At 46.4% G+C, this 25308-nt stretch carries 15 protein-coding genes; all 15 read left to right on the forward strand.

The window, feature by feature from the left end:
- The first annotated feature begins 261 nt into the window (after positions 1-261).
- Positions 262-2907, forward strand: coding sequence for an adenosylcobalamin-dependent ribonucleoside-diphosphate reductase (locus PBOR_RS12865; protein WP_042212148.1), 2646 nt, complete (start codon positions 262-264; stop codon positions 2905-2907).
- A 948-nt stretch (positions 2908-3855) separates the two neighbouring features.
- Complete coding sequence (locus tag PBOR_RS12870; protein WP_042212150.1) at positions 3856-4491, forward strand: FMN-dependent NADH-azoreductase; 636 nt, start codon at positions 3856-3858, stop codon at positions 4489-4491.
- 141 nt (positions 4492-4632) lie between these two features.
- Complete coding sequence (locus tag PBOR_RS12875; RefSeq protein ID WP_042212153.1) at positions 4633-5169, forward strand: TetR/AcrR family transcriptional regulator; 537 nt, start codon at positions 4633-4635, stop codon at positions 5167-5169.
- 220 nt (positions 5170-5389) lie between these two features.
- A complete protein-coding gene (locus tag PBOR_RS12880; RefSeq protein ID WP_042212154.1) occupies positions 5390-7414 on the forward strand; it encodes a glycosyl hydrolase 115 family protein in 2025 nt (674 codons plus the stop codon).
- 324 nt (positions 7415-7738) lie between these two features.
- Positions 7739-8956 carry a glycoside hydrolase family 28 protein gene (locus PBOR_RS12885; RefSeq protein WP_157764021.1) on the forward strand — a complete coding sequence of 406 codons (1218 nt, stop codon included), beginning with the start codon at positions 7739-7741 and terminating at the stop codon, positions 8954-8956.
- Positions 8957-9176: 220 nt separating this feature from the next.
- The gene (locus PBOR_RS12890) at positions 9177-10751 is read left to right on the forward strand and encodes a glycosyl hydrolase family 28 protein (protein ID WP_042212158.1); all 1575 of its coding nucleotides are present in this window, start codon (positions 9177-9179) and stop codon (positions 10749-10751) included.
- A gap of 60 nt (positions 10752-10811) precedes the next feature.
- Positions 10812-11882 (forward strand): Gfo/Idh/MocA family oxidoreductase, encoded by a 1071-nt coding sequence (locus tag PBOR_RS12895; protein ID WP_042212159.1) that lies wholly within the window; start codon positions 10812-10814, stop codon positions 11880-11882.
- Between the two features lie 122 nt (positions 11883-12004).
- The gene (gene lacZ / locus PBOR_RS12900) at positions 12005-15139 is read left to right on the forward strand and encodes a beta-galactosidase, LacZ type (RefSeq protein WP_042219341.1); all 3135 of its coding nucleotides are present in this window, start codon (positions 12005-12007) and stop codon (positions 15137-15139) included.
- A gap of 204 nt (positions 15140-15343) precedes the next feature.
- Entirely contained in the window at positions 15344-16300 is a 957-nt protein-coding gene (locus PBOR_RS12905; RefSeq protein ID WP_245648144.1) for an ABC transporter permease, read from the forward strand.
- A 40-nt stretch (positions 16301-16340) separates the two neighbouring features.
- Positions 16341-17225 (forward strand): carbohydrate ABC transporter permease, encoded by an 885-nt coding sequence (locus PBOR_RS12910; RefSeq protein ID WP_042212162.1) that lies wholly within the window; start codon positions 16341-16343, stop codon positions 17223-17225.
- A 112-nt stretch (positions 17226-17337) separates the two neighbouring features.
- The gene (locus PBOR_RS12915) at positions 17338-19083 is read left to right on the forward strand and encodes a type 2 periplasmic-binding domain-containing protein (RefSeq protein ID WP_042212164.1); all 1746 of its coding nucleotides are present in this window, start codon (positions 17338-17340) and stop codon (positions 19081-19083) included.
- Positions 19084-19190: 107 nt separating this feature from the next.
- Positions 19191-20639: a response regulator transcription factor gene (locus PBOR_RS12920; protein WP_042212166.1), complete on the forward strand. Its 1449-nt coding sequence runs from the start codon at positions 19191-19193 to the stop codon at positions 20637-20639.
- A 136-nt stretch (positions 20640-20775) separates the two neighbouring features.
- Complete coding sequence (locus tag PBOR_RS12925; protein ID WP_167549538.1) at positions 20776-22425, forward strand: sensor histidine kinase; 1650 nt, start codon at positions 20776-20778, stop codon at positions 22423-22425.
- Between the two features lie 32 nt (positions 22426-22457).
- Positions 22458-24491 carry a hypothetical protein gene (locus PBOR_RS12930; protein WP_042212168.1) on the forward strand — a complete coding sequence of 678 codons (2034 nt, stop codon included), beginning with the start codon at positions 22458-22460 and terminating at the stop codon, positions 24489-24491.
- 28 nt (positions 24492-24519) lie between these two features.
- Positions 24520-25293 carry a sugar phosphate isomerase/epimerase family protein gene (locus tag PBOR_RS12935; RefSeq protein ID WP_042212170.1) on the forward strand — a complete coding sequence of 258 codons (774 nt, stop codon included), beginning with the start codon at positions 24520-24522 and terminating at the stop codon, positions 25291-25293.
- Positions 25294-25308 lie beyond the last annotated feature (15 nt).

Below are 25308 nucleotides of genomic sequence, written 5' to 3' on the forward strand. Positions count from 1 at the left end.
CCGCTTTTTTGGAAAAAGAACTCTGATACAATATGTGGTATAGTTGAAAAGCTGATGTATACAATATATTGTTACAAAAGCTTGAAAATTTGATTATTCGCGGGTTTTTGCGGTTATTTGTTATTGACAAGAGGAACTTCCGCTGTACATGCAGGCTGCGGCCACTCGGGCGCCGGAAGTTGTTGTTGTGGGTTACAAAAAGTCTAAGCCCACACCAAGGAACGGAAGTATTACCTATCAATCATCCGGGAGGTTTTTCTATTGAGTACAGTGGAACGCAAGCAGCGTCTTGAGGGGCTGAGTGAGAAAATATTTTTGGACCGTTATGCCTGGAAGGACGCGGACAGCAATAATGCCAAGGTAGGCGATGTAGTGCTTGTCCTGACGAAGGATGATCCGAAATTCCCAACCAAGGAGGTTGGCGAGATTGTTGAGCGCACCGGCCGGGTTGTTACGGTGAAGACCCGCAGCGGTGAACTCGTGCAATCGGATGTGGAGAAGCTGACACTGAATATTGAGAAGACTCCGGAGGAAATGTGGGACCGTCTTGCGGCAGCGATGGCTTCCGTAGAGCAGACTCCCGAGCTTCAGGAAGAGTGGACAGGCAAGTTCCGCTCTATTCTTGATGACTGGAAGCTGGTACCCGGCGGACGGATTGCGGCAGGTGCCGGAGCCAGCGAGGAGCTTACGCTGTTCAACTGTTATGTTGTACCTTCCCCGAAAGACAGCCGCGGGGGCATCATGCAGACGCTCTCCGAAATGACCGAGATCATGGCCCGCGGCGGCGGCGTAGGAATTAACCTGTCTTCGCTGCGTCCGCGCCGCGCGATTGTAAGAGGCGTGAACGGATCATCCAGCGGCTCAGTGTCCTGGGGCGGTCTTTTCAGCTATACAACCGGACTGATTGAGCAAGGCGGAAGCCGCCGCGGCGCGCTGATGCTGATGATCAATGACTGGCATCCGGATGTGGTGGACTTCATTACCGTGAAGCAGACGATGGGGCAGGTAACGAATGCCAACCTGTCGGTATGCGTGAGCAATGCCTTCATGAAAGCCGTCAAGGAGGATCTGGAATGGGAGCTGGTCTTCCCGGATACCACCGATCCGGATTACGATACAATCTGGGACGGCGATCTGGATAAATGGAAAGCAGAAGGCCGGCGCGTCATTCCTTACCGTACTGTCAGAGCGCGCGATGTGTGGCATACGATTATCGAATCGGCCTGGAAATCGGCTGAGCCGGGCGTAGTGTTCATGGAATATTACAACCAGATGTCCAACAGCTGGTACTTCAACCCGATCATCTGCACGAATCCATGCGGTGAGCAGGGTCTGCCGGGCTGGGGTGTGTGCAATCTGTCGGCCGTCAACCTCTCCAAGTTCTACGATGCGGAGAATCACGATGTGGACTGGGCAGATCTGGCGACAACAACCCGCTACTCCGTGCGTTTCCTGGATAATGTCATCGACAAGACACCATATCATTTCCCGGAAAATGAAGCCAACCAGAAGCTTGAACGCCGCGTAGGACTCGGCACGATGGGTCTGGCTGAGCTGATGATTAAGCTGAATATCCGATACGGCAGTCCGGAATCCCTGGAGTTCCTGGACAAGCTCTACGGCTTCATGGCCCGCGAAGCGTATCTGGCTTCAGCTGAGATCGCTGGCGAGAAGGGCTCGTTCCAGGCTTTTGACACCGATAAATACCTGCAGAGCGGCTTCATGAGAAATATCACCGAAGTTTATCCGGAAGTCGGCGAATCCATCCGTAAACATGGTATGCGCAACGTTACGGTGATTACCCAGGCACCTACAGGCAGTACAGGAACCATGGTCGGCACTTCGACCGGGATCGAGCCTTATTTCGCCTTCAAATATTACCGCCAGAGCCGTCTCGGCTATGACGAACAGTTCGTGCCGATTGCCCAGGAATGGCTGGAAGCCCATCCGGGTGAAGAGCTGCCTGAATACTTCGTCACTTCAATGGATCTGTCCGCCAAGGATCATATCCGTGCACAGGCTGCGATTCAGCGCTGGGTCGATAGCTCGATCTCCAAGACAGCGAACTGCCCGTCGGACTTCACCGTCGAAGAAACCGCCGAGCTATACGAAATGGCCTTCGACCTGGGCTGCAAAGGCGTAACGATCTACCGCGACGGCAGCCGTGACGTGCAGGTGCTGGAAACGACGAAGAAGGAAGAGAAACAGGAGACACCGGCAGCTGTTGAGACGGTTGAAGCTCCTGCAGTCGAAGCTGCCCCGGCTCCAGTCACAGTAGCGGCCGCTCCCGCACCACAGCCTGCGGCTAATGTAGTGGACAAACAATACAAGAAACGCCCGCAGGTTCTGCGCGGCGCTACCTATAAGATCAACACGCCGTTCGGCATGGCGTATATTACCATCAACGACCTTGACGGCATTCCGGCCGAGATCTTCCTGAATGTCGGTAAAGCCGGCTCCGACGTCTTCGCCATGGCGGAAGCACTGGGCCGCGTCTGCTCGCTGTTCCTGCGTTACGGCGACCACGGCGAGAAGGTGGAGCTGCTGATTAAGCATCTCAAAGGCATCGGCGGCTCCGGCGCGATCGGCTTCGGTGCGAACCGCGTCGAATCCATCGCCGACGCGGTGGCTAAGGCCCTGGAAACCCATGTGCTGAACAACGCCCATGACGATCACGTGCCTGCACCTATCGCAGCTACACTGGAGCTTGATTTCAACGAAGCGCTCAGCGCGGAGCTGAAATCCAGTGTCCCGGCAACGGCTACTGATGATGGACACGGAGGTCATGGTGCGCATAGCCATGCGACTGCTTCGCGGGATCTCTGCCCTTCCTGCGGAAGTGCATCACTTATTAATATTGAGGGGTGCAAGACATGTGGGAATTGCGGGTATAGCCGGTGCGGGTGAGGTAGATTGAACTCGTAATTAATACAATATTGTGTGTGGTGGATCACCAAAGCTGCGAGAACTACCATGAAAGTTGCGAAAAGTGGTTCATGAAAAGTGAGATTTTTTGTGGTTATTCATTATAATGCATGAATATACAAGTGTGTGTTTTTATGCATTATATTGCATTGATATTTAAGTAAAATCCCATAAATAATATATATGTGTTAGACAAAATGTTGCTTTATTTATTAGAATGTTTATCCATATTAAAGTAAGCGAATAAAGGTAATAAGCAACAATGCAAAAGTCCCGATTAGGAATGTCCTATATCGGGACTTTTTGTGTTGATAAGTAAAGTTAATTGTCTACTGGTAAGAACAGTCTCAAATTTTAATAACCAAAGAACATTAGAAGATTATTTTAAATAAGCATAATCATCCAGATAGCTTAATATCACTATGGACGAATAAATTCCATAAAAAAACGATTTTAATTCATTTTTCCTTAGATAGCACGGAGTCGGCGACAGATGGAGTTCAACTCACCCAATGGGAGGATAATGGCGGAGACAATCAGAAATGGCGGTTATTTTCGCAGGAGATAAAGTAAATACGACATGCCATCCTGATTAGGACGGTACAACGAGAGTTAAGCAGGATTTTGCTAGAAATAAGATGGAATTTTAATAGTCCATATTTACGGATGCGCTTATGAGATATAGTAAACTCGATAATCCTCGGCTTCTCATGCTGTTCAAAATCTTATCTATATATTTTAAAGCCGGTAAACCCTTCAATTAAGGTATACCGGCTTTTATGGTTATCACTGAAAGTTGATTTTCGGTCAATACCAGCTGAATGTTGGATTTACAACAATTTGATTAAACTGATGGTTTGTTTAGTTAATCAATTCTCCTATACTTACTTTAACAACAGTTGTTGTAAATAAAGATTAGAGGAGATTAATATGACTAAGGTATTATTTATTACAGCAAATCCAAATGATGAAAATCATTCGTTTAGTATGGCAGCAGGAAAGGCATTTATCGAAACCTATAAAGATTTAAACTTAACGGATGAAATTGTGACCTTGGATTTATTTAAGGAAGAAATTCCGAATTTGGATGCAGATGTTTTTAGTGGCTGGGGAAAACTTCGTGCAGGTCAGCAAATGGATGCTCTTTCAGCTGAGGAATCAGCGAAAGTCATACGTCTAAACGATATTTTGGATCAATTTATTTCTGCAGATAAAATAATATTCGTAACGCCGTTATGGAACTTCTCATTCCCATCCGTTGTCAAAGCATACATTGATGCCGTAGCAGTACCTGGGAAGACATTTAGATATACGGAAGATGGTTCTGTAGGTTTACTTCATGGTAAGAAAGTGCTGCACATTCAAGCCCGCGGTGATTTTTATTCAGAGGGTCCTTTAGCAGAGGAAGAGCAGGGCAATCGCTATTTACAACATTTGATGGGCTTCATGGGTATCTCGGAGTTTGAAGGTTTATTTATTGAAGGCCAGGCTAAAATGCCAAATAAAGCAGGGGAAATTAAAACAGCAGGCATCGAGCGTGCAAAGCAATTAGCGCAAACCTTCTAAAACATTTCATATTATTAAAGTGATGTTCGTGGTCCATACAAAATGGGCCGCGACTTTTTTTTGAAAATTTTCTGTTATAATTGCGTAATCCGACAAGTGTTGAAAAATAAAGATGATTTTACAAGGGGAGGTACAATACAAATGAAAAAACCAGATCCGCGGATTCAACGGACAAGAGAAAATATTATGAATGGTTTTATGAGACTGATTAAACAGAAAGAGTTCAGTGATATTACCATTGCTGATATTACACAAGAAGCAAAGATCAACCGTTCAACGTTTTATTATCATTTTGTTGATAAATACGATTTAATCGATATGATTCAAAAAGAAGTGCTTACAAAAGAAATATTTAATGAAGTAGCATTACAAGAAGCCATCGATGAACAAACGATCATTAAGTCCCTCCAAGCAATTATGAGCTCTCAAATAAATTTATCTCTACAATGTCAACATGCACTTGAAGAATTTAAGGCGAAAATGGACTATGAGATTAAACAACGATTGACGGAAACTCTGAAAGCCTTATTAGATAAAGAGCATGGTATGAAGGAAGAGCATTATTTACTTGCTACCTTTTGGAGCTGGGGCATTTATGGGGTGGCAATGGCATGTGTGGAGGGAAAGGAAACTTTACATACGGCGGTAAACCGTTTGACCCATATCATTTTACGCTAGTATATAGAAACCAATCTATATACTTTTTTATGCTTTTTATGACCATTTTTGTTACCTACCAAACTAAAAAAACGAACTCTATACTGGAAACCATAAACGAATTAATTACATAAAAGAAACAGAACCAGTCCATATTTACGGATGCGCTTATGAGATATAGTAAACTCGATAATCCTCGGTAAGCGGATTGCACCAAAGATAAGGCAAAGGGGTGGGGGAATTGGCGTTACAGGCCAAGGATATAGTAGAAATTCAGATGGATGCCCTGGAACATCAGGGGCTCGGGTTAGCGGTCAATGATTTAATCAAGGATTTGTGTAAAGTAATGGACATTCAGGGAATTTTCCGCAAATACCTTTCAAATGTGAAAGGGTTTTCTATTGCAGTGGGAACCTTAAGCAATCCTGCATTCTCGGAATTCTTAACAAATAGAGAATTCGATTTCAGCAATATCGACGGAAAAAAAGAGCATTACCTCATTAAGAGTACCGGGGAAGAGGGGCGTCAGCTCATTATTGCAGGCAGTGATACCCGTGGGGCGATCTATGGCATCTATGATTTCAGCAGGTCAGCTCTTGGTGTTAATCCCTTATATCTATGGACAGGCCATAGGGCTGCAGCTATAGAAAGCCTCGATTTCAGCAGCATCTCTATGACGGACGGCCCCCACACCTTCAGCTACCGTGGCTGGTTCATCAATGACGAGGATCTGCTGCTGGGCTGGACCGGCAAATTCGATACCAATTTTCAGAATAATGCATTTACAAAGCATGCGGGTTATGCGGATGCACTGGAGCCGGTTATGGAGACCGCACTGCGGCTGAAGCAGAATCTGCTCATCCCCTGTTCCTTGCTCGATATCCTCGATCCATCCGATGAAGACCTGGTCCGGCGGGTGGCGGACCGCGGACTGCTCATTACCCAGCATCACATTGAGCCGCTGGGCGTATTCCCCAAGCGGGTTCTGCGCTATTGGCAGGAACGGGGAGATACAGAGCCTTTATCCTATACGAAAAATCCTGAAAAGTATGAAGAAGTCTGGCGGCTGTATGCAGGCCGCTGGGCAAGGTATGACAACGTGGTGTGGCAGCTTGGCCTTCGCGGCATGGGGGATAAGCCTGTATGGGCAGATGATCCTTATGCACCAGAGACAGATAGCGGAAGAGGACAGCTGATCGCCGGTGCCATTGCCAAGCAGCTTGAAGTGATTACTGAAGCCGTGGGTCACAACAACTTCGCCTCGACGGCTACTTTGTGGATGGAGGGAATGGAGCTTCTGAAGGGGGGCCATTTGTCATTTCCGCAGGAGACGATGATTATCCATGCGGATTTCGGCCCGACCCAGATGTTAGGTGACAGCTTCTATGAGGTGAAGCGGGAGCCGGGAAGGCAATACGGTTTATATTATCACGTCGCGTTCTGGAGTGACGGACCTCATCAGGTTCAAGGAACTTTACCTCATAAAATTCATTACAATCTGCAGGCAGCTGTTCAGCACGGGAATACCGGTTATCTTGTCGTTAACGTAACGAATGTCAGAGAGATGCTGCTTGGAACCCAATACACCGCCGCCTTAGGCTGGAACTTTGAACTCAATCAGCCGGAACAGTTTATGCAGCATTGGGCAGCCGAGCATTACGGGCAGGAAGGTTGCGCGGGGGCGGTGCGTGCTTATCAGGCTTATTTCGCAGCCTTCCATTCGCTGGACAACACGGGATACGACGGCCGTATGCTCCTGATGGATGGCATGTGCCGAAGATTAATTATCAAATTGACAGCCATTTTGCAAGGTCAACCGTTCACCAAGGACGAGATCCAGAACAAAACCCTATTGGCATTTGATCAGGCAACGGATTTTGTAGCGTATTACAGAAAGGCTACGGAAGAGGCTCTTCCGAAGTGGGACGTTGCTTTGAATGTGGCCTATCAGGCTTTGCAGGGGATTGAAAAGGAACGAAGAGAGTTCTTTACTACCAACCTTCTGGTCCAGCTATCGCTTATTCGCGGACTATATCGGGCAGTTCACCAGTTATCTAATGCGGCAGAGTCTGTACTTGCCGGTTTCAAGAAGGAAGAGGGCCACGTGCGCGGCCCAATTCTGGAAGCTGCAGCAGAACTTCAGCAGGCAGCTATTATCCGTCTGCATGCTGAGAGAGGCAAGTGGAAGGGCTGGTATGATGGTGATGTATTACTGAACCTTCCAGATCTTATCCGTCAGATAAACGAATGTGCAGGGAATAACTGAAGCACCCATAACAATAGTTTACCTATAGAAAGGTGGTGTGTTGCCATCTTAATTTCGTATACGCAACCCACATATACGGTAACAAGCTCCGTTTATAATTTACATGTAGACGGCACCCCTGTTTTGGTAGAAAAGTTTTTGGACTACCATTATGCTCACTTTTCCTGCTCGGGAACATCCCTATTGACAGTCAGGGCAAATCAGCCTATTACTAGTTTTGATATAAGCCCCCATAGTTTGGGGATAACCGGGACTGCAAGCGGGAATCAGCTGACGTTCACTATTAATAGTAATGCTGAGAAGCCAACCTATCTGGTTATTCGGATGAATGACTTGGAGAAGCTGGTCGTTCTGGCTGACCCTTTGGAGAGCAATGCCCCGCCACCCTCGGGGACAGGTGTTTATAATCTAAAGGATTCACCTTATTATGCAGACAACACTTGGATGAGCGATGTTACAGAGATTATACAACAAGCAATTGATGATGCCTCTGCCGCCGGCGGGGGAGTGGTCTATGTTCCCGCAGGTGTGTATAAAGTGAAGGATATTCTGTTTATGAAGAGTAATGTTACCTTGTACCTGCAGGGCGGGGCAGTGATAAAGTCGAATCCGGACAGAAGCCTATATAAATATACGACCAGCAGGGAAGGGAAAATCTTTATAGATCCGATGATAAGGATTGACCATGCACCTAATGCTAAGATATTGGGGCGTGGTGTACTTGATGCCAGCGGGATCGCGATTATGGATAAGAATTCTGCATCGCCAACCTATCTTGGATACAGAAGAAACGTTATAGTGGGTAACTTCTCCAATCATGTAACGATAGAGGGCATCATTATAAAGGACTCAACAACCTGGACTATTAACGGTATTCAAGGCGGTGAAGGATTTACAGTAAGATATGTGAAGATTATTAATCATAAAAATCCATACCAGTATAAAATTATGAATGACGGTATAGATCTATGCGGAACAAGAAATGCTCTCGCGGAAAATAACTTTGTCATGACTGTAGATGATGCACTCTGTGCAAAATCAACGAAAAATCATTTTCCCATGTATAATGTGCGTTTTAGGAACAATATTGTATTTTCATCCTGTGCCGGCCTCAAGGCAGGTTTGCAGTCCTTAAGCCCAATGTATGATGTATGGTTTGAGGATAATGATGTCATTCAGGCACGGCGCGGCATTGTAGTGGAAGCAACCTCGGGCAATCAGCAGATGCACGATATCCATTTTGTAAATACAAGGGTGGAAAGCTTTGTTTTTACTTCCATGGGCAGAAGTATTCCTGTAGAGATTGAAGCGCGGACAGCACCTGTATCTGATGTATATATAGATGGGGTTCTTTTCGAGAGATCGGCATATAACCCCATTCATATCTACGGCTCAAGTAACACGAATGCTGTAAAGAATGTTACATTTACGGGTCTAAACATGTGTGGAGAGGTACTAGCGGATACCGCTGAAGCGTGGATTATTGAGGGCAACTATACAGCGGGTGTATGTGTTACATCCAGGTCTGACAAAGGATTGTAGAGGTAAAACTATTTACAGAGCCCGGCAAGATTGCGGGCTCTTTTTGTGCTGCATACTAATGTGCTCACCGATAATTTTGCATAAAAGAAACGAAACGAATACATTTTTATCGTTGAGGATCTGCCATAAAATGAAAATGGTTGAAAACGCTTACCGGAATGGAGGCTGTGCTAATTTATTTATTTATTTCTATTACAAGTAAACGGGAGGCGAAATGATTATGTATTTCAGTAAAGCGAAATGGCGGGCCGGAAATGTGTTTGAGAAAATGATCCTTGTTGCTGCTCTAATGTTCAGTTTAACTATTAGCTGGGCTCCACCTGCTTCGGCTGCGACAGTCACAACGTATCCTTCTCACTTCGGTACAAGTTCGGCCTACACTTTGAAGGTTGATTCGACTACGGTTAGGGTTGCCAGGCAGTTTGATTATTCGTTTGCCCAGTTTGCTTATTCTGGTACGGCTACATTCAAAGTAACAGCCTCAGAAAACATCAACGCCTATGACATCAGCCCTCACAGTTACGGCATTCAGGCAACGGTAAGCGGCAAGGACTTAACCTTCAGTCTTCCGCAAGCCGGATCGCGGTACTTAGTGATCAAGATCAATAACCTGGAGAACCTGGTCATTATGGCTGACCCACCAGAAACAGACAGACCCTCGCCCAATGGCGGGAGTGTAAAGAGCATCAATGATTATTCGGGTGTGGATAATTCGGGCGGTAATTTAATGACATCCATAATCCAACAAGCCATCAATGACGCAAATGCCCGTTCCGGCGGCGGTACTGTGTATTTTCCGGCGGGGACTTATAAGTTCTCTCAACTTGAGATGAAAAGCAACGTTACGCTCTACTTAGCTGCCGGTGCCATACTTCGCGGGTCATCAGATGTTAACGATTATGATTTCTCCGGAAATGTTTTTCCCGCAGCCAACATCCGTATCGTAGGGAAATCGAACGTAGCGATCAAAGGCAGAGGGATGATCGACTCCAATGGGACTACACTTACAACGGGCGATAGCGGGCCGAACCGTGAGAACATCATCTCTTCATCCAAAAGTGGCGGCGAAACCAAGCCGAATAACCTGACGTTCGAAGGTATCACCCTGAGAGATGGAACCACCTGGAATTTCAGGATTCAAGACGCTACTAACGTCAACATCAAAAATGTAAAGATTATTAATAACGTAAACTGGATCCATGGCGATGGCTTTGATCTGGTCAATACTTCCCACGCAGTTGTGGATCAATGCTTCGGCTATACCGGCGATGATGTATTTGACGCGAAATCCTCCTCGGAAGAACCGATGACGGATGTTGTATACAAAAATTCGGTTGCTTTTACCGAATCTGCGGGTACCAAGGTCGGCATGCAAGGACGGGCAGCGGTCAGTGATATCTGGTTTATGAATATTGACGTGATCCAGGGTTACCGGGGCGTCAGCGTGGATCACGACCAAGGAAACGGGGTATGGGACGGAATTCATTTCATCGATATCCGCACGGAGAAAATTCATAATAACGGAACCTCCGGCCAATTCAGGACAGCCCCTATTCTTATCTGGACGGCTAAATATGGCAGTGACGAGGTTGCCCCGGTCAGCAATATAGAACTGACCCGCGTCAGTTTTGAGAATATCGGCAGTTATCATTCCTTCATTCAAGGTTATGATAGCTCCAGCAAGGTTTCCAATGTAACCATCACTGATTTGATAATGAACGGCAAGAAGATCACCAGCGCTACCCAGGGGTTAATTGATATCGGCCCGAATACGTCCAATATTACTTTTCACTAATATCACTATTAATAAGATTAACATGATTACAGAACTATTAGATAAACAGGAGTGGAATGCATGAGTTCAGACAAACATACTGTAGCCATTATTGGTTATGGCGGCATGGGGAAATTTCATGGTCAATTGATCAGGGAGAACGGGCAGCTTGAGGTAGCGGGTTCGTTCGACCTGCTGGAAGCACGGCAGGAAGCATCCGTGCAGGCTGGTTTCAGGGCTTATAAGAGCTTTGAGGAAGTGCTGGCTGATTCTTCTGTTGAAGTTGTAGTAATTGCCACGCCTAATGAGGTCCACAAAGAAATCGCCATCCGCGCGTTTGAAGCCGGCAAGCATGTCGTTTGTGAGAAGCCGGCAGCGATGTCTTCGGAAGAACTTAAAGCGATGATTGCTGCAGCTGATAAAGCCGGCCGTGTGCTGATGGTGCATCAGAACAGGCGCTGGGATGAGGATTTCCGTGTAATCAGGCAAATGTATGAGAGGGAAACCATTGGAGCTTTATTCCAGATTGAATCCCGCGTACACGGGGCGAACGGTATTCCGGGCGACTGGCGGCATGTCAAGGAACATGGCGGCGGCATGCTGCTGGACTGGGGAGTGCATTTGCTCGACCAGCTGCTGTTCATGATTGACAGTAAAGTGGTCAGCGTCTTCAGCACTATGAGTTATATCCTTGGCAACGAAGTCGACGATGGGTTTGAAGCGGTTCTGCAATTTGAGAATGGTATCAAAGCCATTGTTGAGGTTGGGACGACCAACTTTATCCCTCTCCCGAGATGGTATGTGAAGGGGACAGAAGGTTCCGCTGTAATTGAAGACTGGTTCCTGAACGGAAGGATCGTTACGAGGAACAGGGAAAGTGAGCAAAGGGAGCCGGCTCCGGTCCGCGCCGGCGTAGGGCTCACCAAGACGATGGCTCCGCCCAGAAAAGGAGCGGCAATTACTGAAGCGCTGCCTCCAGCCGCTGAACTACCAGACGGATTCTACAGTAATTTTGTAGCCGTAATTGAAGACACAGCTGAACCCATCGTAAAGAATGCTGAAGTGCTGCGTGTGCAGATTCTGATTGAAGCAATCTTTGCAGCGGCTGCCTGCAATGAAGTCATTAAAGGCTTTGATACTTATGGAGCCTAAGAACTAACGAATAGTGCGGATGGGTTGCAACGAATCCTTTATGTGAAGTCAAAAGGCCGGATCGCTCATGGCGGTCCGGCTTTCCTATATAAATATTATTATTCGGAGGTATTGAATTGGCTATGAAGAACGACTGGGAAAATCACAGACTGCTGCAGCGGAACCGGCTTCCGGCGAGAGCTGCATTCATCCCCTTTGGTGATGACGAAAATGCTCTAAGTAATGAAAGGAGCCTGTCTCCGTACTTTATGCCGTTAAACGGGAATTGGAAATTCAACTATGCTCTTACACCTGCGCATGCTCCAGCGGACTTTCACCTGGATGTCTTCGACGTGAGCGGCTGGGATGACCTGCCTGTGCCGTCTTGCTGGCAGATGCACGGTTACGGAAGTCCTCATTACTCGAATGTTGTCTATCCGTTCCCGGTTGTGCCGCCGCTTGTGCCGACCGAGAATCCGACGGGTTCTTACCGCCGTGAATTTGCGGTTCCGGCCGGCTGGGCCAGGCAGCGCATTACGCTGAATTTCGAAGGCGTGGACAGTGCATTCTTCGTTTGGGTAAATGGACAGGAAGCGGGCTTCAGTAAAGGAAGCCGTATGCCTTCACAGTTCGATATTACCGAACTTGTCCGCGAAGGGAGGAACGTCCTTGCAGTCCGCGTCATGCAGTGGTCGGACGGCTCTTATATTGAGGATCAGGATATGTGGTGGCTGAGCGGCATTTTCCGTGACGTCTATTTGACGGCTGCCCCGCAAACACATTTGTATGATTATACGGTCCGGACCCTGCTTGATAACGACTACCGTGATGCGGCGCTTGAGGTCAGCCTGCGCTTTCGCAGTACAACAGCTGAAGCTCAAGATTTGCGGCTCGAGCTTCAGCTGTTCGATGCCAATGGGAAGGCTGTGAATGATGGCCGTGCGGAGCAATGTATAACCGGTGATGAGCTGATGCATGAACGCGAGCTCGTCTTTAAGCTCCCGGTTGTGAGCCCGAGGAAATGGTCTGCGGAAGATCCGTACTTATATAAGCTGTTGATCAGGGTCATTGGCGAAACTGTACAGGTAACGTCAGCGCGCGTTGGATTCCGCTCTATCGGGCTGGAGGGCGGCCTGCTGCTGGTAAATGGGGTACCTATAAAGTTCAAAGGCGTTAACCGGCATGATCATCATCCCGACCTTGGGCGAACAATACCGCTGGACTCCATGCTTAAAGACGTCCTGCTGATGAAAAGGCATAATATTAACGCTGTCCGAACCTCACATTATCCGAATGATCCGCGCTTTTATGACCTGTGTGACGAATACGGCCTTTACGTTATTGATGAAGCCGATCTGGAATGTCATGGCTTCCACCGGACAGATAACTCCAATCAATTAAGCGATGACCCGGATTGGGAGGCCGCTTATGTAGACCGGATCGAAAGGATGATTGAGCGTGACAAGAATCATCCCTCGATCATCCTCTGGTCGCTTGGCAATGAATCCTACTATGGCTGTAATCACGCAGCGATGTACCGGTGGGCCAAGAAGCATGACCCAACGCGGCTGGTCCACTATGCGGAAGACAGAGAAGCTGCGACCGCCGACGTATTCAGCACCATGTATAACAGGATCTGGCAGCTGCATGAGCTGGGCCAGCGTGAAGATCTAGGCAAGCCCCATATCGTATGTGAGTATGCGCATGCCATGGGGAATGGCCCTGGCGGCTTAAAGGAGTATTGGGATGTCTTCTACACCTATAAGCGGTTACAGGGTGGCTTCGTGTGGGAGTGGGTCGATCAGGGCATCCGGCAGCAGACAGCGGACGGTCAAGAATTCTTCGCCTATGGTGGCGATTTCGATGACCACCCGAATGATTCAAACTTCGTCATTGATGGTCTCGTGAACCCGGATCGTGTGCCATCTGCTGGACTGCTGGAGCTGAAAAAGGTGATGGAGCCGGTTGTAATCGAAGGGCAGGATCTGCGGGCTGGACTCTTGAAAATTACGAACCGCTACGATTTCCTGCACCTGGAGCATCTGCAGCTGGTCTGGAATGTAACGGCAGACGGCAAAGTCTTATGCTCGGGTACAAGCGGGCTGCCTGAGATCCCGCCGGGAGAAGCGGGCACCGTAACAATCAGTTATACATTGCCGGACCTCTTGCAGCCGGCAACGGATTACTGGCTGAATGTCAGCGTGCTGCTTGCCGCTGATACGGCTTGGGCAGAAGCAGGCTTCGAAGTTGCCTGGGCCCAGTTTGAACTGCCATATCAATCGGAGCTACAGCCTGCGGTAGAACTATCCGGCTTCGCGCCTTTATCCGTTAAGGAGAATGGTATGATGCTTGAAGTGCAGGGAAGTGATTTCGAGCTTCAGTTTGACCGTATTTATGGTGTTATTGCCGGATGGAAACATGCTGGTGTGCATCTTTTGGAGGAAGGGCCAAGACTATATCTGTGGCGTGCTCCAACGGATAATGATATGCGGCCGATAGGTGACTGGAGAACCTCCATTGATAATGACCAGCGTGCAACAGTGCTATGGAAGAAGAGCGGGCTGCACTGGCTCCAGCACCGGGTAATCAGTGTGGACTGGAGCAGTAACGTCAGCGGATCGGCTGTGACGGTCACCTGCAGGGTACGCGTGGCTCCGCCGATTCTAAAGTGGTCGGTCGACACGGTATATACGTACACGATTTATGCAAACGGGGACGTGATGGCCAGTGTTAACGGATCGATTGACGGCAGCGGCGCTCCGGAGACGCTGCCGCGCATCGGGCTGCGGCTGGCGCTGCCGGACGATTGTGAGCGGGCTGAATGGTACGGGCGCGGTCCTGGCGAGGCGTATGCGGACTCGAAGCAGGCGGCGAAGTTCGGCATCTATCAGCAAACGGTGCGCGGACTCTTTACCGAGTACATCGTGCCGCAGGAGAATGGCAACCGCACCGATACACGCTGGCTCGCGCTGACGAATCAGCACGGGGCAGGTTTGCTCGTAGCGGGTTCGCCGCAGTTTGATTTCACAGCAAGACGCTATACAAGCGGGGATCTGGAGAAGGCGCGTCATACATTTGAGCTGCACGAACGAGGCCGCATCTACCTGCATCTCGATCTTGCGCAGAACGGGCTGGGCAGCGCCAGCTGTGGTCCCGGCGTGCTCCCGCAGTATGTGCTGAAGGCGGAGAACTTCCACTTCCAGGTCCGTCTATCACCGTTGGCCGCCGGTTCGGGATCACCCGCGCAGATTGCTAAACGTATGCCGCGAATAGACTGATAACAGTAATTAAAGAGCCCCGCAGCACGGTGTTGACACCGGTTGCGGGGCTCTTATTTATGAACAATTTCCATAAAAGAAACGATAATATTACATTTTTCTTCATGTGTTTCTGCCATACAATAAAAACATCATAAGAGATTGGAGTGCATATTCAATAAAACGTTTTCATCATTGAATTTATCGCTGCAGGAGGGAAAGTAATTGAAGACAGATACTGTGAAGCTACAGAGAAAGAACTTGATGACAGATTCTATGAAGCTACAGAGAAAAATGAGAATTAAAGAGAATATACCCTTATACAGTATGTTGATTTTACCGCTTTTGGTCTTTGCTATTTTTAGCTATGGCCCCATGTTTGGCCTGGTCATCGCCTTTAAAGATTACAGATTTATTGATGGTATTATGGGAAGCGAATGGGTGGGGCTCCGCAATTTCCGGATGATATTTGCCCAGCCGCAAACCGTAGGGATTATACGGAATACCTTGGTGATAAGCCTGCTTACCCTGGTGACATCGTTCCCATTCCCGATTATTTTAGCTATTCTTCTGAATGAAGTAAGAAGCAAGTTCTTTAAAAAAGCAACACAAACGGTTCTTTATTTACCACACTTCTTCTCCTGGATCATCGTAGGCGGAATTATTATTAACATCTTTTCCACTAATAATGGTCCAATCAATTTTATTATTGAAGCCCTTGGCGGGACACCCTTCCAGTTTATGTTTAATCATACGTCGTGGATGTCCATCTATCTGGGAGCCGGGATATGGAAGGATACAGGATTCAATACCATTATCTACTTGGCTGCACTATCGAGTATAGATCCTTCCTATTATGAGGCTGCGGTTGTAGACGGCGCTAACAAGTGGAAGCAGATTACCAAGATCACGATTCCATGTTTGATCCCAGTGATCGTTCTGCAGTTTATATTAGCCACCGGCAAGATTATGGAAGTCGGTTTTGATCGTATTTATGTGCTGCAGAATGCAATGGTCAGGGATATCTCGGATGTCGTGTCCACATATATTTATGAATTTGGGATACAATCGGGGAATTTCAGCATAACTACGGCCATGGGATTGTTTGATTCTGTCATCAGCTTGACACTTGTGCTTCTGGCTAATCAAATTGCTAAGAAGTCAGATAACGCTTTGTTCTAAACCATTAGCAAACCAGCCATTTGAAAGAGAGGACAGGCCTTTGAAAATTTCCACTGGAGAGAAAACGTTTTATACTATTAACAATATCGTGATTTTTTTGGTATCGCTTACTTGTCTGATGCCGCTCCTGTATATCGTTGCTACTTCCTTCAGTAGCGGTGCAGCTATAGAATCAGGAAAAGTATATTTATGGCCAGTTGATTTCACACCTGCTGCCTATAAAGTATTGACTGTATCCACGGGTTTGTTTAAATATGTTTGGAATAGTGTTGTTGTAACCGGGGTTGGGGTCGCACTTAGTATGATTTTCACGATAATCTGTGCGTATCCGTTATCCAAAAAGAAATTGTTTGCTAGAAAGAAAATCACCTTCTTCATTGTCTTCACCATGTTGTTCGGTGGTGGAATGATCCCAACCTACCTGCTTGTAAAAGAGCTTGGATTGATGAATTCCTATTGGTCCATTTGGTTAACAACGCTGATCAGTCCCTACAATATGTTAATCATGAAGTCTTTCTTCGAGAACATTCCTGATGAAATAGACGAATCAGCCAGAATCGACGGTTGTTCCGAATGGCGGATTTTGCTTCAGATGTATCTTCCGCTGTCCAAAGCAGTGATTGCTACGTTGTGTCTCTTTTACGGGGTAACGTATTGGAACATGTTCCTGAAAGTACTGATGTATATCAACGATTCAAGGGGTTATACATTACCCGTGCTCATTCAACAGATGGTTTTCCAGCTTGAACAAATAAAACTTGGTACCAGTGTAGATCTGAATCAGGTAGCGGGTGCAAATCAGGTCATTTCGGAATCTGTTAAATCGGCAGGTGTTGTTGTATTGATAGTGCCTATGCTAATTGTATACCCGTTTTTGCAAAAATATTTTGTTAAAGGTGTTATGCTCGGTTCGGTTAAAGGCTAATGAGACAGGATTGTAAAGGATACGGTCACAAATCGTATTCTTCACATATATATCGAAAGCGATTTCAATTTCGATACTTATTTTGTTCCGAAAAAAGGGAGGCAGCAAACGTATGAAGAGGAAAGTATTGGGTGTGGCTGCATTAACGCTGATGATGGCCGTTTCTACTGGTCTCACAGCATGCAGCAATTCAAACAACAACGCTGGAGATAAGGCTGCAAACAGCACTACAAACAACACTACAGCCAGCGCAACGAAAGAACCTGACAAGGTGGCAAACCTTACCCCTGCCGGCTTAGAAAGAAAAGGTAAAGTCAGCGTTATGGTCTATGACCGGGGACTCATTCCGGCATCAGAAGGTACGTATGATAATAACCGCTGGACCAAATGGATTCAGGAAAATGCACCGTTTGAAGAAGTTGAATTTGTCATCGTGCCCCGGACAGAAGCTGTGCAGAAAATGAACATGCTGTTCGCAGCAGGTGAGGGACCGGATGTCGTAGCCAACTATGAAGATGTGGGGCCGTTTATTGCTAAAGGACAAGCACTGGAAATCACAGAGGATCTGCTGGCCAAAATGCCGAACTACAAGAAGATTCTGGATGAAAACCCGGCGCTGCAAAAGCTCACTACAACAAATGGTAAAATCTACACCGTGGGAACAATATCCCCTGTTTCACCCAACCATACTGCTGTCATCCGTGCAGACTGGCTGGAGAAGTTAAATCTTTCTGTACCGAAGACACCGGAAGAACTGCTTGCAGTAGCAAAGGCGTTCACAGAGCAGGACCCTGATGGAAACGGAAAGAACGATACTTACGGAACAACAATGAACTCGGATTCACGAAGAGTACTTGCTCACATGTTTGGCTTTGGCAATCCGGAGAGTTATGCGATCGAAGATGGCAAGCTGACCAATGTATGGGACCGGAAGCAGGATTGGATTACCTTTGCGAAACAAATCGTGGATGCAAAGACTGTAGATCCGGACTTCCTGCTTGATAAAGGGGATAAAGCACTTACAGATTTCACCAATGGCAAGGTTGGTATTTTCCTTACAGGGAAACTTAGTCAACTGAATTCACCGACATTTGTGAACTTCAAACAGAATAATCCAACGGGCAAACTGGAGGCATTTGATTTGCCTGCGACAAAGTATGGCTCCTTCACAGGGTATGTCAATGGCGGACCATCCATTGTAGGCTTCATAAATTCAGCAACCAAAGATCCTGATGCTGCCGCCAGATACATTAACTGGCTGACCGATCCTAAAGTTTCCGACTATTTGGTAAACGGACCGGATGGCGTATATAAAAAGCGGGATGCTGAAGGTACCGTTGTTGTTGTGGATCCGGAGAAGAATAAAATTGAATACGATTACGCAGCCGATTACAGTATCATTAGAACCTTTGATTTAACGGATGATTCCATTAGTCCTTTAGCGAATGAATATTATAACTCGTATCTCAAATCGAGCGACCCTTTATTACAGGAGTTTGGGGTTCTATACTATAAAATGGCGCAAATTGCAAACAAACCTGGCACTACTGATCCAAGAAAATGGCAGCAAACGTTACCGGCACTTGCTTCTGAATTGCTCTTGCAGGAGACGAATGGATTAAAAGTCGTTGATGAAATCTTCCTGAAATCACTTGCAGATACAGGCAAGACGGCAGAACAAGCAGTTGCAGAAGCGAAAGAGGCCTGGAATAAAGCTGGCGGTGAAGCTGTAGACGCATACTACAGTGAGTATTATGCAGAACATAAAGATCAAATGTTATCACCGGAGGACTTTGAGGGTCTGAAGAGCGAACCGGAATTGCTGCCTTCAGCAAAGGCGAATTTCGACAAGCAATAAGAACGGGTATGTTATATTGTAAATAGTCATAGAAGGGGAACTCTTTGTCCTAAGGATAAAGATTTCCCCTTTCAGATACTATCCGGCAGAAATGTGGTGAACCCTGTATGTATCGTGTAGTCATCGTGGACGATGAACCTTGGGCTTTGATTGGCATCCGCAAATTAATTGAGCGCAACGGAAACAAATTTAAAATTATCTGCGAAACAACAGAGCCGCTTAAAGCGTTAGAGGTGATTTGTGAAGAATACCCCGATGTTGTCTTTGCAGATATTCGTATGCCTGACATGACAGGGATTGAGCTGATGCAAAGGACGAGAGCACAGGAAAGGGATGTGGATTTTGTTGTAATCAGCGGATTTGCTGAATTCTCTTATGTGCAGCAAGCCTTACAAGAAGGTGCAATGGATTATCAGTTAAAGCCTCTGGATATGGACAAGGCGCAGGAAATGCTGGACAAGCTGTATAAGAAGCTGGAGAACAAGCGCAGCACCAATGATTTAAGCTTTTACATTTCCTTGCTTGAAGAGAACAAGGATATCCAGCAGCTGTTAAACTCCCGGTTGCGTATTAAGCCCTACAGAAGATATCAGGTTGTAACGGTGTATTTTAAAAGCGCTGAATATGATGATACGGGTTTATTGGAATTAGAAAGTAAAGTGCAGCTCACAACCATGAAATTGGGCCCGAAAAAATGTGTGTTCATTATTAATAGTGATGCAGATCAAAGCGCGTTGATCTATCGCAGTCTCACTTCCAACGAGAATGTCGTGGACAGGGCAGGGATTAGTTTGTCCGTCGACCGGGAAGATTATATCTCTATGCTCTTAAAAACGTCTGATATCGCGAGTAATGATTGTTTCATTGACCGTTCAAGACGGATTTCACAATACAGCAAGGGTAAAAAAAATCTTGTCAAACAATTTGCGGAAGAGCTTATTGATGGACTCGAAAGGGCCCAATACAGGAGTATGAAGGAATTCACATCCCGGATGTCGGATTTCTTTGCTGCATACCAGTTAGGGATTGAGGATGCCGTGTTTTTGTGGAATGAAATTGTCCTGCATGCTTCAAAAGGTAAAGAAAGCAGCAGCCGGGTCATGGATTTTGAGTTCCTGGATGATAGTGAAATGAAGGAAAAGTTCATGGATCTGGAAATGCTCGGTGAATATGTTTTTGAACAATTGTCGTACCCGGAACCGGATCAGCTTGGGGATGCCAATCAGAAATTTAAAGAGCTGCTACACTACACCAATAAGCATTTTCATGAAGAACTCTTTTTAAAGGATCTGGCCGCGAAGTTTTTTATTAATGTGAGCTATTGCTGTGAATTGTTTAAAAGGGTTACTGGAATGACATTTTCCCAATATATGACCGATTTGCGGATGAAAAAGGCTGTTGAATTGCTTCAGAATAGCAATCTGTCCATTGCAGAGATATGTAAGAGTGTAGGTTATAGTGATTATTTCTATTTCAATAAGGTATTTAAACGGAATATGGGTTCTACACCTTCCAAATATCGTAAAACGAGTGGAGATATGAATGCGCTCACTTAGAAATCTCAAACTGAAGCATCAGATATCCCTGTTGATCGTGATTGCCCTGATTATGATGATCCTAATGCAGAGCATGTACACTGCTTTCTTTAATTCGCTCACACGGGACCGTGCGGCTCAGTTTGCAGGGAATCTAATGGAGCAGGTAGCGCTAAATATAGATACCATTGCCAAAAATGTGGAGAGAGACTCCATTACAGTTAGTTATAGCAAATTTGTGCAGGAATTGATGGTGTCGGATGATATTATCCGGAAAACCGAATTAAATGAGTATGTCACGGAAATTTTCACCCATACAAGGTCATCCAATCAGAATATTTACAGTATCGTGCTCTTGAGCAGTAAGGATAAACAGACTTCCGACTCCTTGCATTATAACAATGATATTCTGAAAACCTTAGAGGGGATTTACAACTTTAAAAGTGATGAGTTTAGAAAGCCCGTATTTTCTTCGATTGTAAGAGACCGGAGTGATGCGTTCTATTATTATTCCTATATTTCGCCTATCTTTTCTTCATATGATAATTCCAAAATAGGAAGCTGCATTTTTCTTTTAGATACAAGGGAACTTGAAAAATTAGTGAATACCACGGAATTAACGAAGAATTCACTCCTTCTAATCTTGGATGCCGACAATCGGGTGATTGTGAGCAATAAAGGGTTAAAAGCAGGTGATTACTACGAAGATGTGTTTTGGCAAGAAGGAGTAAGCAGTACGGCCAAAGATGAAATTGTGTATGAGGGCAAGAAGTCCCTGGTCCAGTATAAGAAAATTGAAAGCACGGACTGGAAGATCATCAGTGTTCTTCCTACTGCAGAGCTTACCAAAGATATGAAGCCTATCGTGACGTTAGGGATCTGGTTAGGCCTCATTATGATTATCATGCTGGCGGCAATAGGAAGTATCTTTATGTATAATACCACTCGTCCGATCATGCTGATCGTGAGATTCCTATCCAGGGTGGGCGACCGGGAATTAAATTACAGGTTGAAAATACCATCCACCAATGAAGTTGGTATTATTGCTACCCATATCAATCACATGCTTGACAATGTGGAAGAAATGACCCGAAATACTGTTGAGAACCAAACGTCCCTGTATGAAGCTGAATTATCCAAGAAGCAGGCGGAACTATCTGCACTGCAAAGCCAGATTAATCCGCACTTTCTTTATAATACGCTGAACTGCCTGAGCAGTATTGGTCTGGCTTATGATGTGAGCGAAGTCGTGAGCATATCGTCTGCCATGTCGAGCATATTCCGCTATAGCATTAAAGGCCAGGATCTAGTGAGCATTAAGGACGAAATGGGCTGCATTAAAGATTATCTGCTAATTATGGACATCCGGTACCAGGGTAAATTTGAGATTGTCATTGAGATGAAAGAGTCTATTCTGGAAATGAAATCTTTGAAAATGATTCTACAACCGATTGTGGAAAATGCGATGTATCATGGTCTGGAGATGAAGACAGGATCTGGACGTCTGTCCATTCAAGGGTTTATCTCTGAGGAGGGCTATCTGCAAATCGACATCGAGGATGACGGGATCGGAATGACGGAGGCTCAGTTATCCGAATTGCTTACAGGAATCAGAGAGAGCGCAAATACGGAACTGCTCGGTACGGACAAACAAGGCATTGGGCTTAGCAATATTAATAAGCGGATCAGGCTGCAATTCGGAGCGCAATATGGTCTGGATGTTGCTAGTGAAGCGGGGAAGGGAACGAAGGTTACCGTGCGTCTGCCCATTATCGAACCCACAGGCAAAATGCATCTGCTGCTGTAAACTTTATCAGGAATGAAAGGACCACCCAACTCATGGATTTATATGTGACGAACAACGGGGAATGCAAGGTTAGTATTGAGATAACGTACAACAGTGGCATTATTACGAATAATGCTGTGGAATTGTTGCTGGAAGAATGGAGGGACGGGTATCAGATTAGTAATCTTCAGCTGCATTCGGAACCGGTTGAAGGGAACCGCATTCGCATACTCGAACCCTCAGATATCGCAGGTAAGGATAATCAGACCTTTGTTATTTCCACAACTATAACAGACGGATATTATCAGATGAATCTCTCCGGCACAAGTGAAAAGGCGATCCTCTACGGCATCTGCGAAATTCTTGATCAGACGTATATCCGGGATCAAGATGTCCGTTTGCCGCTCCTGAATATGATTAGTTCACCAGATGTTAAGAAGCGGGGAGTCGAGCGGCATTGGGGCCCGTCCATGACAACAACGGATAACCTGGACGAGAACCTCAAGCTGATCAGGCTTTTAGCAAGAAAACGGGTCAATCATCTCATGTGGATCGATAGTTGGATTAATCTGAGCTGGTATCCGTTTCTTGAACTCAGGTATTTTCCGGCACTTCAAAGAACGGATGAGCAGGGTAAAATTAAGCACGCGAAGGAATGCCTGCGCACGATTATTAATGAAGCAAAAAATTGGGGGATGGATTTCTACCTCTCCTGCACGGAGTTTAATATCCCCGAAGACCTGTTACAGCGGTGCCCGGATATGTTCTATCAGAATCCGCAAACGGGGTTACGTGTGCTACGTTTAGACCATGAAGATACCTGGCTATTCTATAAAGCGAAAATTAAAGAGGTCATGGAGGACTTTCCTTCCCTTTCCGGAATTGAGCTATGGACAGGCGAGGCCATGGAAATCTACCAATGTTATCGTCCGGACACGGATACAAGGTCGATTGGGGAGCTTTTCCTTGCGATGTATGATTACGCTCTTGAGGCGATGGATGAGGTGGGACGAAGTGATGGACGCGTGATTTGCTCCAGCTTTACCCATCATCCGGATTGCGAAAAAATCTATGAAGATATTTTGGGTAAATTACCGGAGCGCTGTGACTCGCGCAGTAAAATGCAGGTGGAGGATTACTATCGTTTTCATTCTCCCGCGACGCTTCCAGGCAGGCTGTCACCGGGCAGAGAATGGGTGGAATTTGACCTCGGAGGCGAATACCGGGGGGATTGGGCCGGGTGGATTAGCTGTGCGCTTGCGTTTATCCCGGATCGCATGAGGTATTATTACGATAAGGGCATCAGCGGGTTCATGTGCAGAATACGCGGTCATGCCCTGGGTCCGAATACTACCTTTGTTGGCGACTATGCTGTCTTAAAGGGACTACAGTCCATTAAATATGATATCTATTTCAAGTCCTGCTGGGACATGAATATCCAGCTGGCTGATGTATGGCGCATGTGCAAGAGAAGCGGTTTTCCCGATCAAATGCTGGAGTTCTTTCAATTGTCGGAAATGGTGGCCGAACAAGCGCATTATGCCAATGAAGCCATCGTTAATAATTTCCATTCCTCCTTTATTGGCTCAATCGAAAGATACGAGTGGCAGCTGAGCTACGTGGATCATGTCTATAATACGGCGGGGCTGGAAAGAAAATGGATTCTAGAGCCTACTGAAGAAAATTTATCACTCATTGTAAATGAGAAGGAACAGGCCGTTCACAATGTTCGAAGAATGAGTGAAATCCTGGAGCAGTGTAAGCAGGAGCTCGTTGAAGAGGACTATCTTGCTCTAAGGAAATGTATGGACTATCAGATACAAGTCGTTAAGGTGTTCAAAGTGCATACCGAAATGTTCTTCAGGTATCGGTTATTCGTGATGACGAAGCTGGAGTACAGGCACAAGCTTCTTGTGGATTGCATGAGAAGATGTGAAGAGGAAGTGAAGCAGCTCCGGCTTCATGATGAAGTGCAGGCCAAGCATGCTTATGCATTAATCTCCGATATCAAATGGCGGCTGAGCTGTGATATGCAGAAATATTATCATGAGCTGTCCTACCATGGAGTTTGTAAGGTAGCTGATTAATGAACATGTAGCTGGAGGGATACAAGCAATGAGAAGAATGGGTATTGGATTGCAGATGCATACGGTGCGCAAGGAATTGGCCCAAGATTTCGCCGGTACACTTCGCCGCGTGGCTGAACTTGGCTACGAAGGGATAGAATTTGCAGGTTACGGCGGATTGTCTGGGGAAGCGCTGAAGGAGCTGTTGCAGGAATTGAACCTGAAAGCAATCGGCGCTCATGTAAGTATCGCCAAGATGAAGGCTGATTTGAATAAAGAAATCGAATATCTGCGTGCGATTGACGCTCCTTATCTCATTTGCCCACATATTGCTGCCGGGGACCGCGAAACTCCTGAAGCCTGGCAGAGCTTATTCGCTTATTTTGCGGAAACAGGCCGGCGGGTTAAGGAGCGAGGACTTCAGTTCGCTTACCATAACCATGCGTTTGAATTTGAGCTGAAAGTAAACGGCCAATACGCTTTAGATGCCTTATATTCATCCGTTACTGCGGAGTCACTCCAAGTGGAGCTGGATGCAGGCTGGGTTCAATTTGCAGGTCTGGACGCATTGCAGTACATTGCGGATTATGCAGGCCGGCTGCCGCTGCTTCACTTGAAGGATTTCAAAGGAACGGTGGACGGAGATATCAATACAGTTGAGTTAGGTGAAGGGGAGATCGATCTGCAATCTGTCATCCAGGCCGGCTCGGACGCAGGGGTTGAATGGATCATAGTAGAGCAGGATCGATGCGCGAACCCTCCGCTTGAGAGTGTTGCTGCCAGCTACAATTGGCTGAAGCGCAATTACTTATCGCAATTTTAAGTTAAATACCATCTC

This window comes from Paenibacillus borealis, from assembly GCF_000758665.1.
Taxonomy (GTDB): domain Bacteria; phylum Bacillota; class Bacilli; order Paenibacillales; family Paenibacillaceae; genus Paenibacillus_AQ; species Paenibacillus_AQ borealis.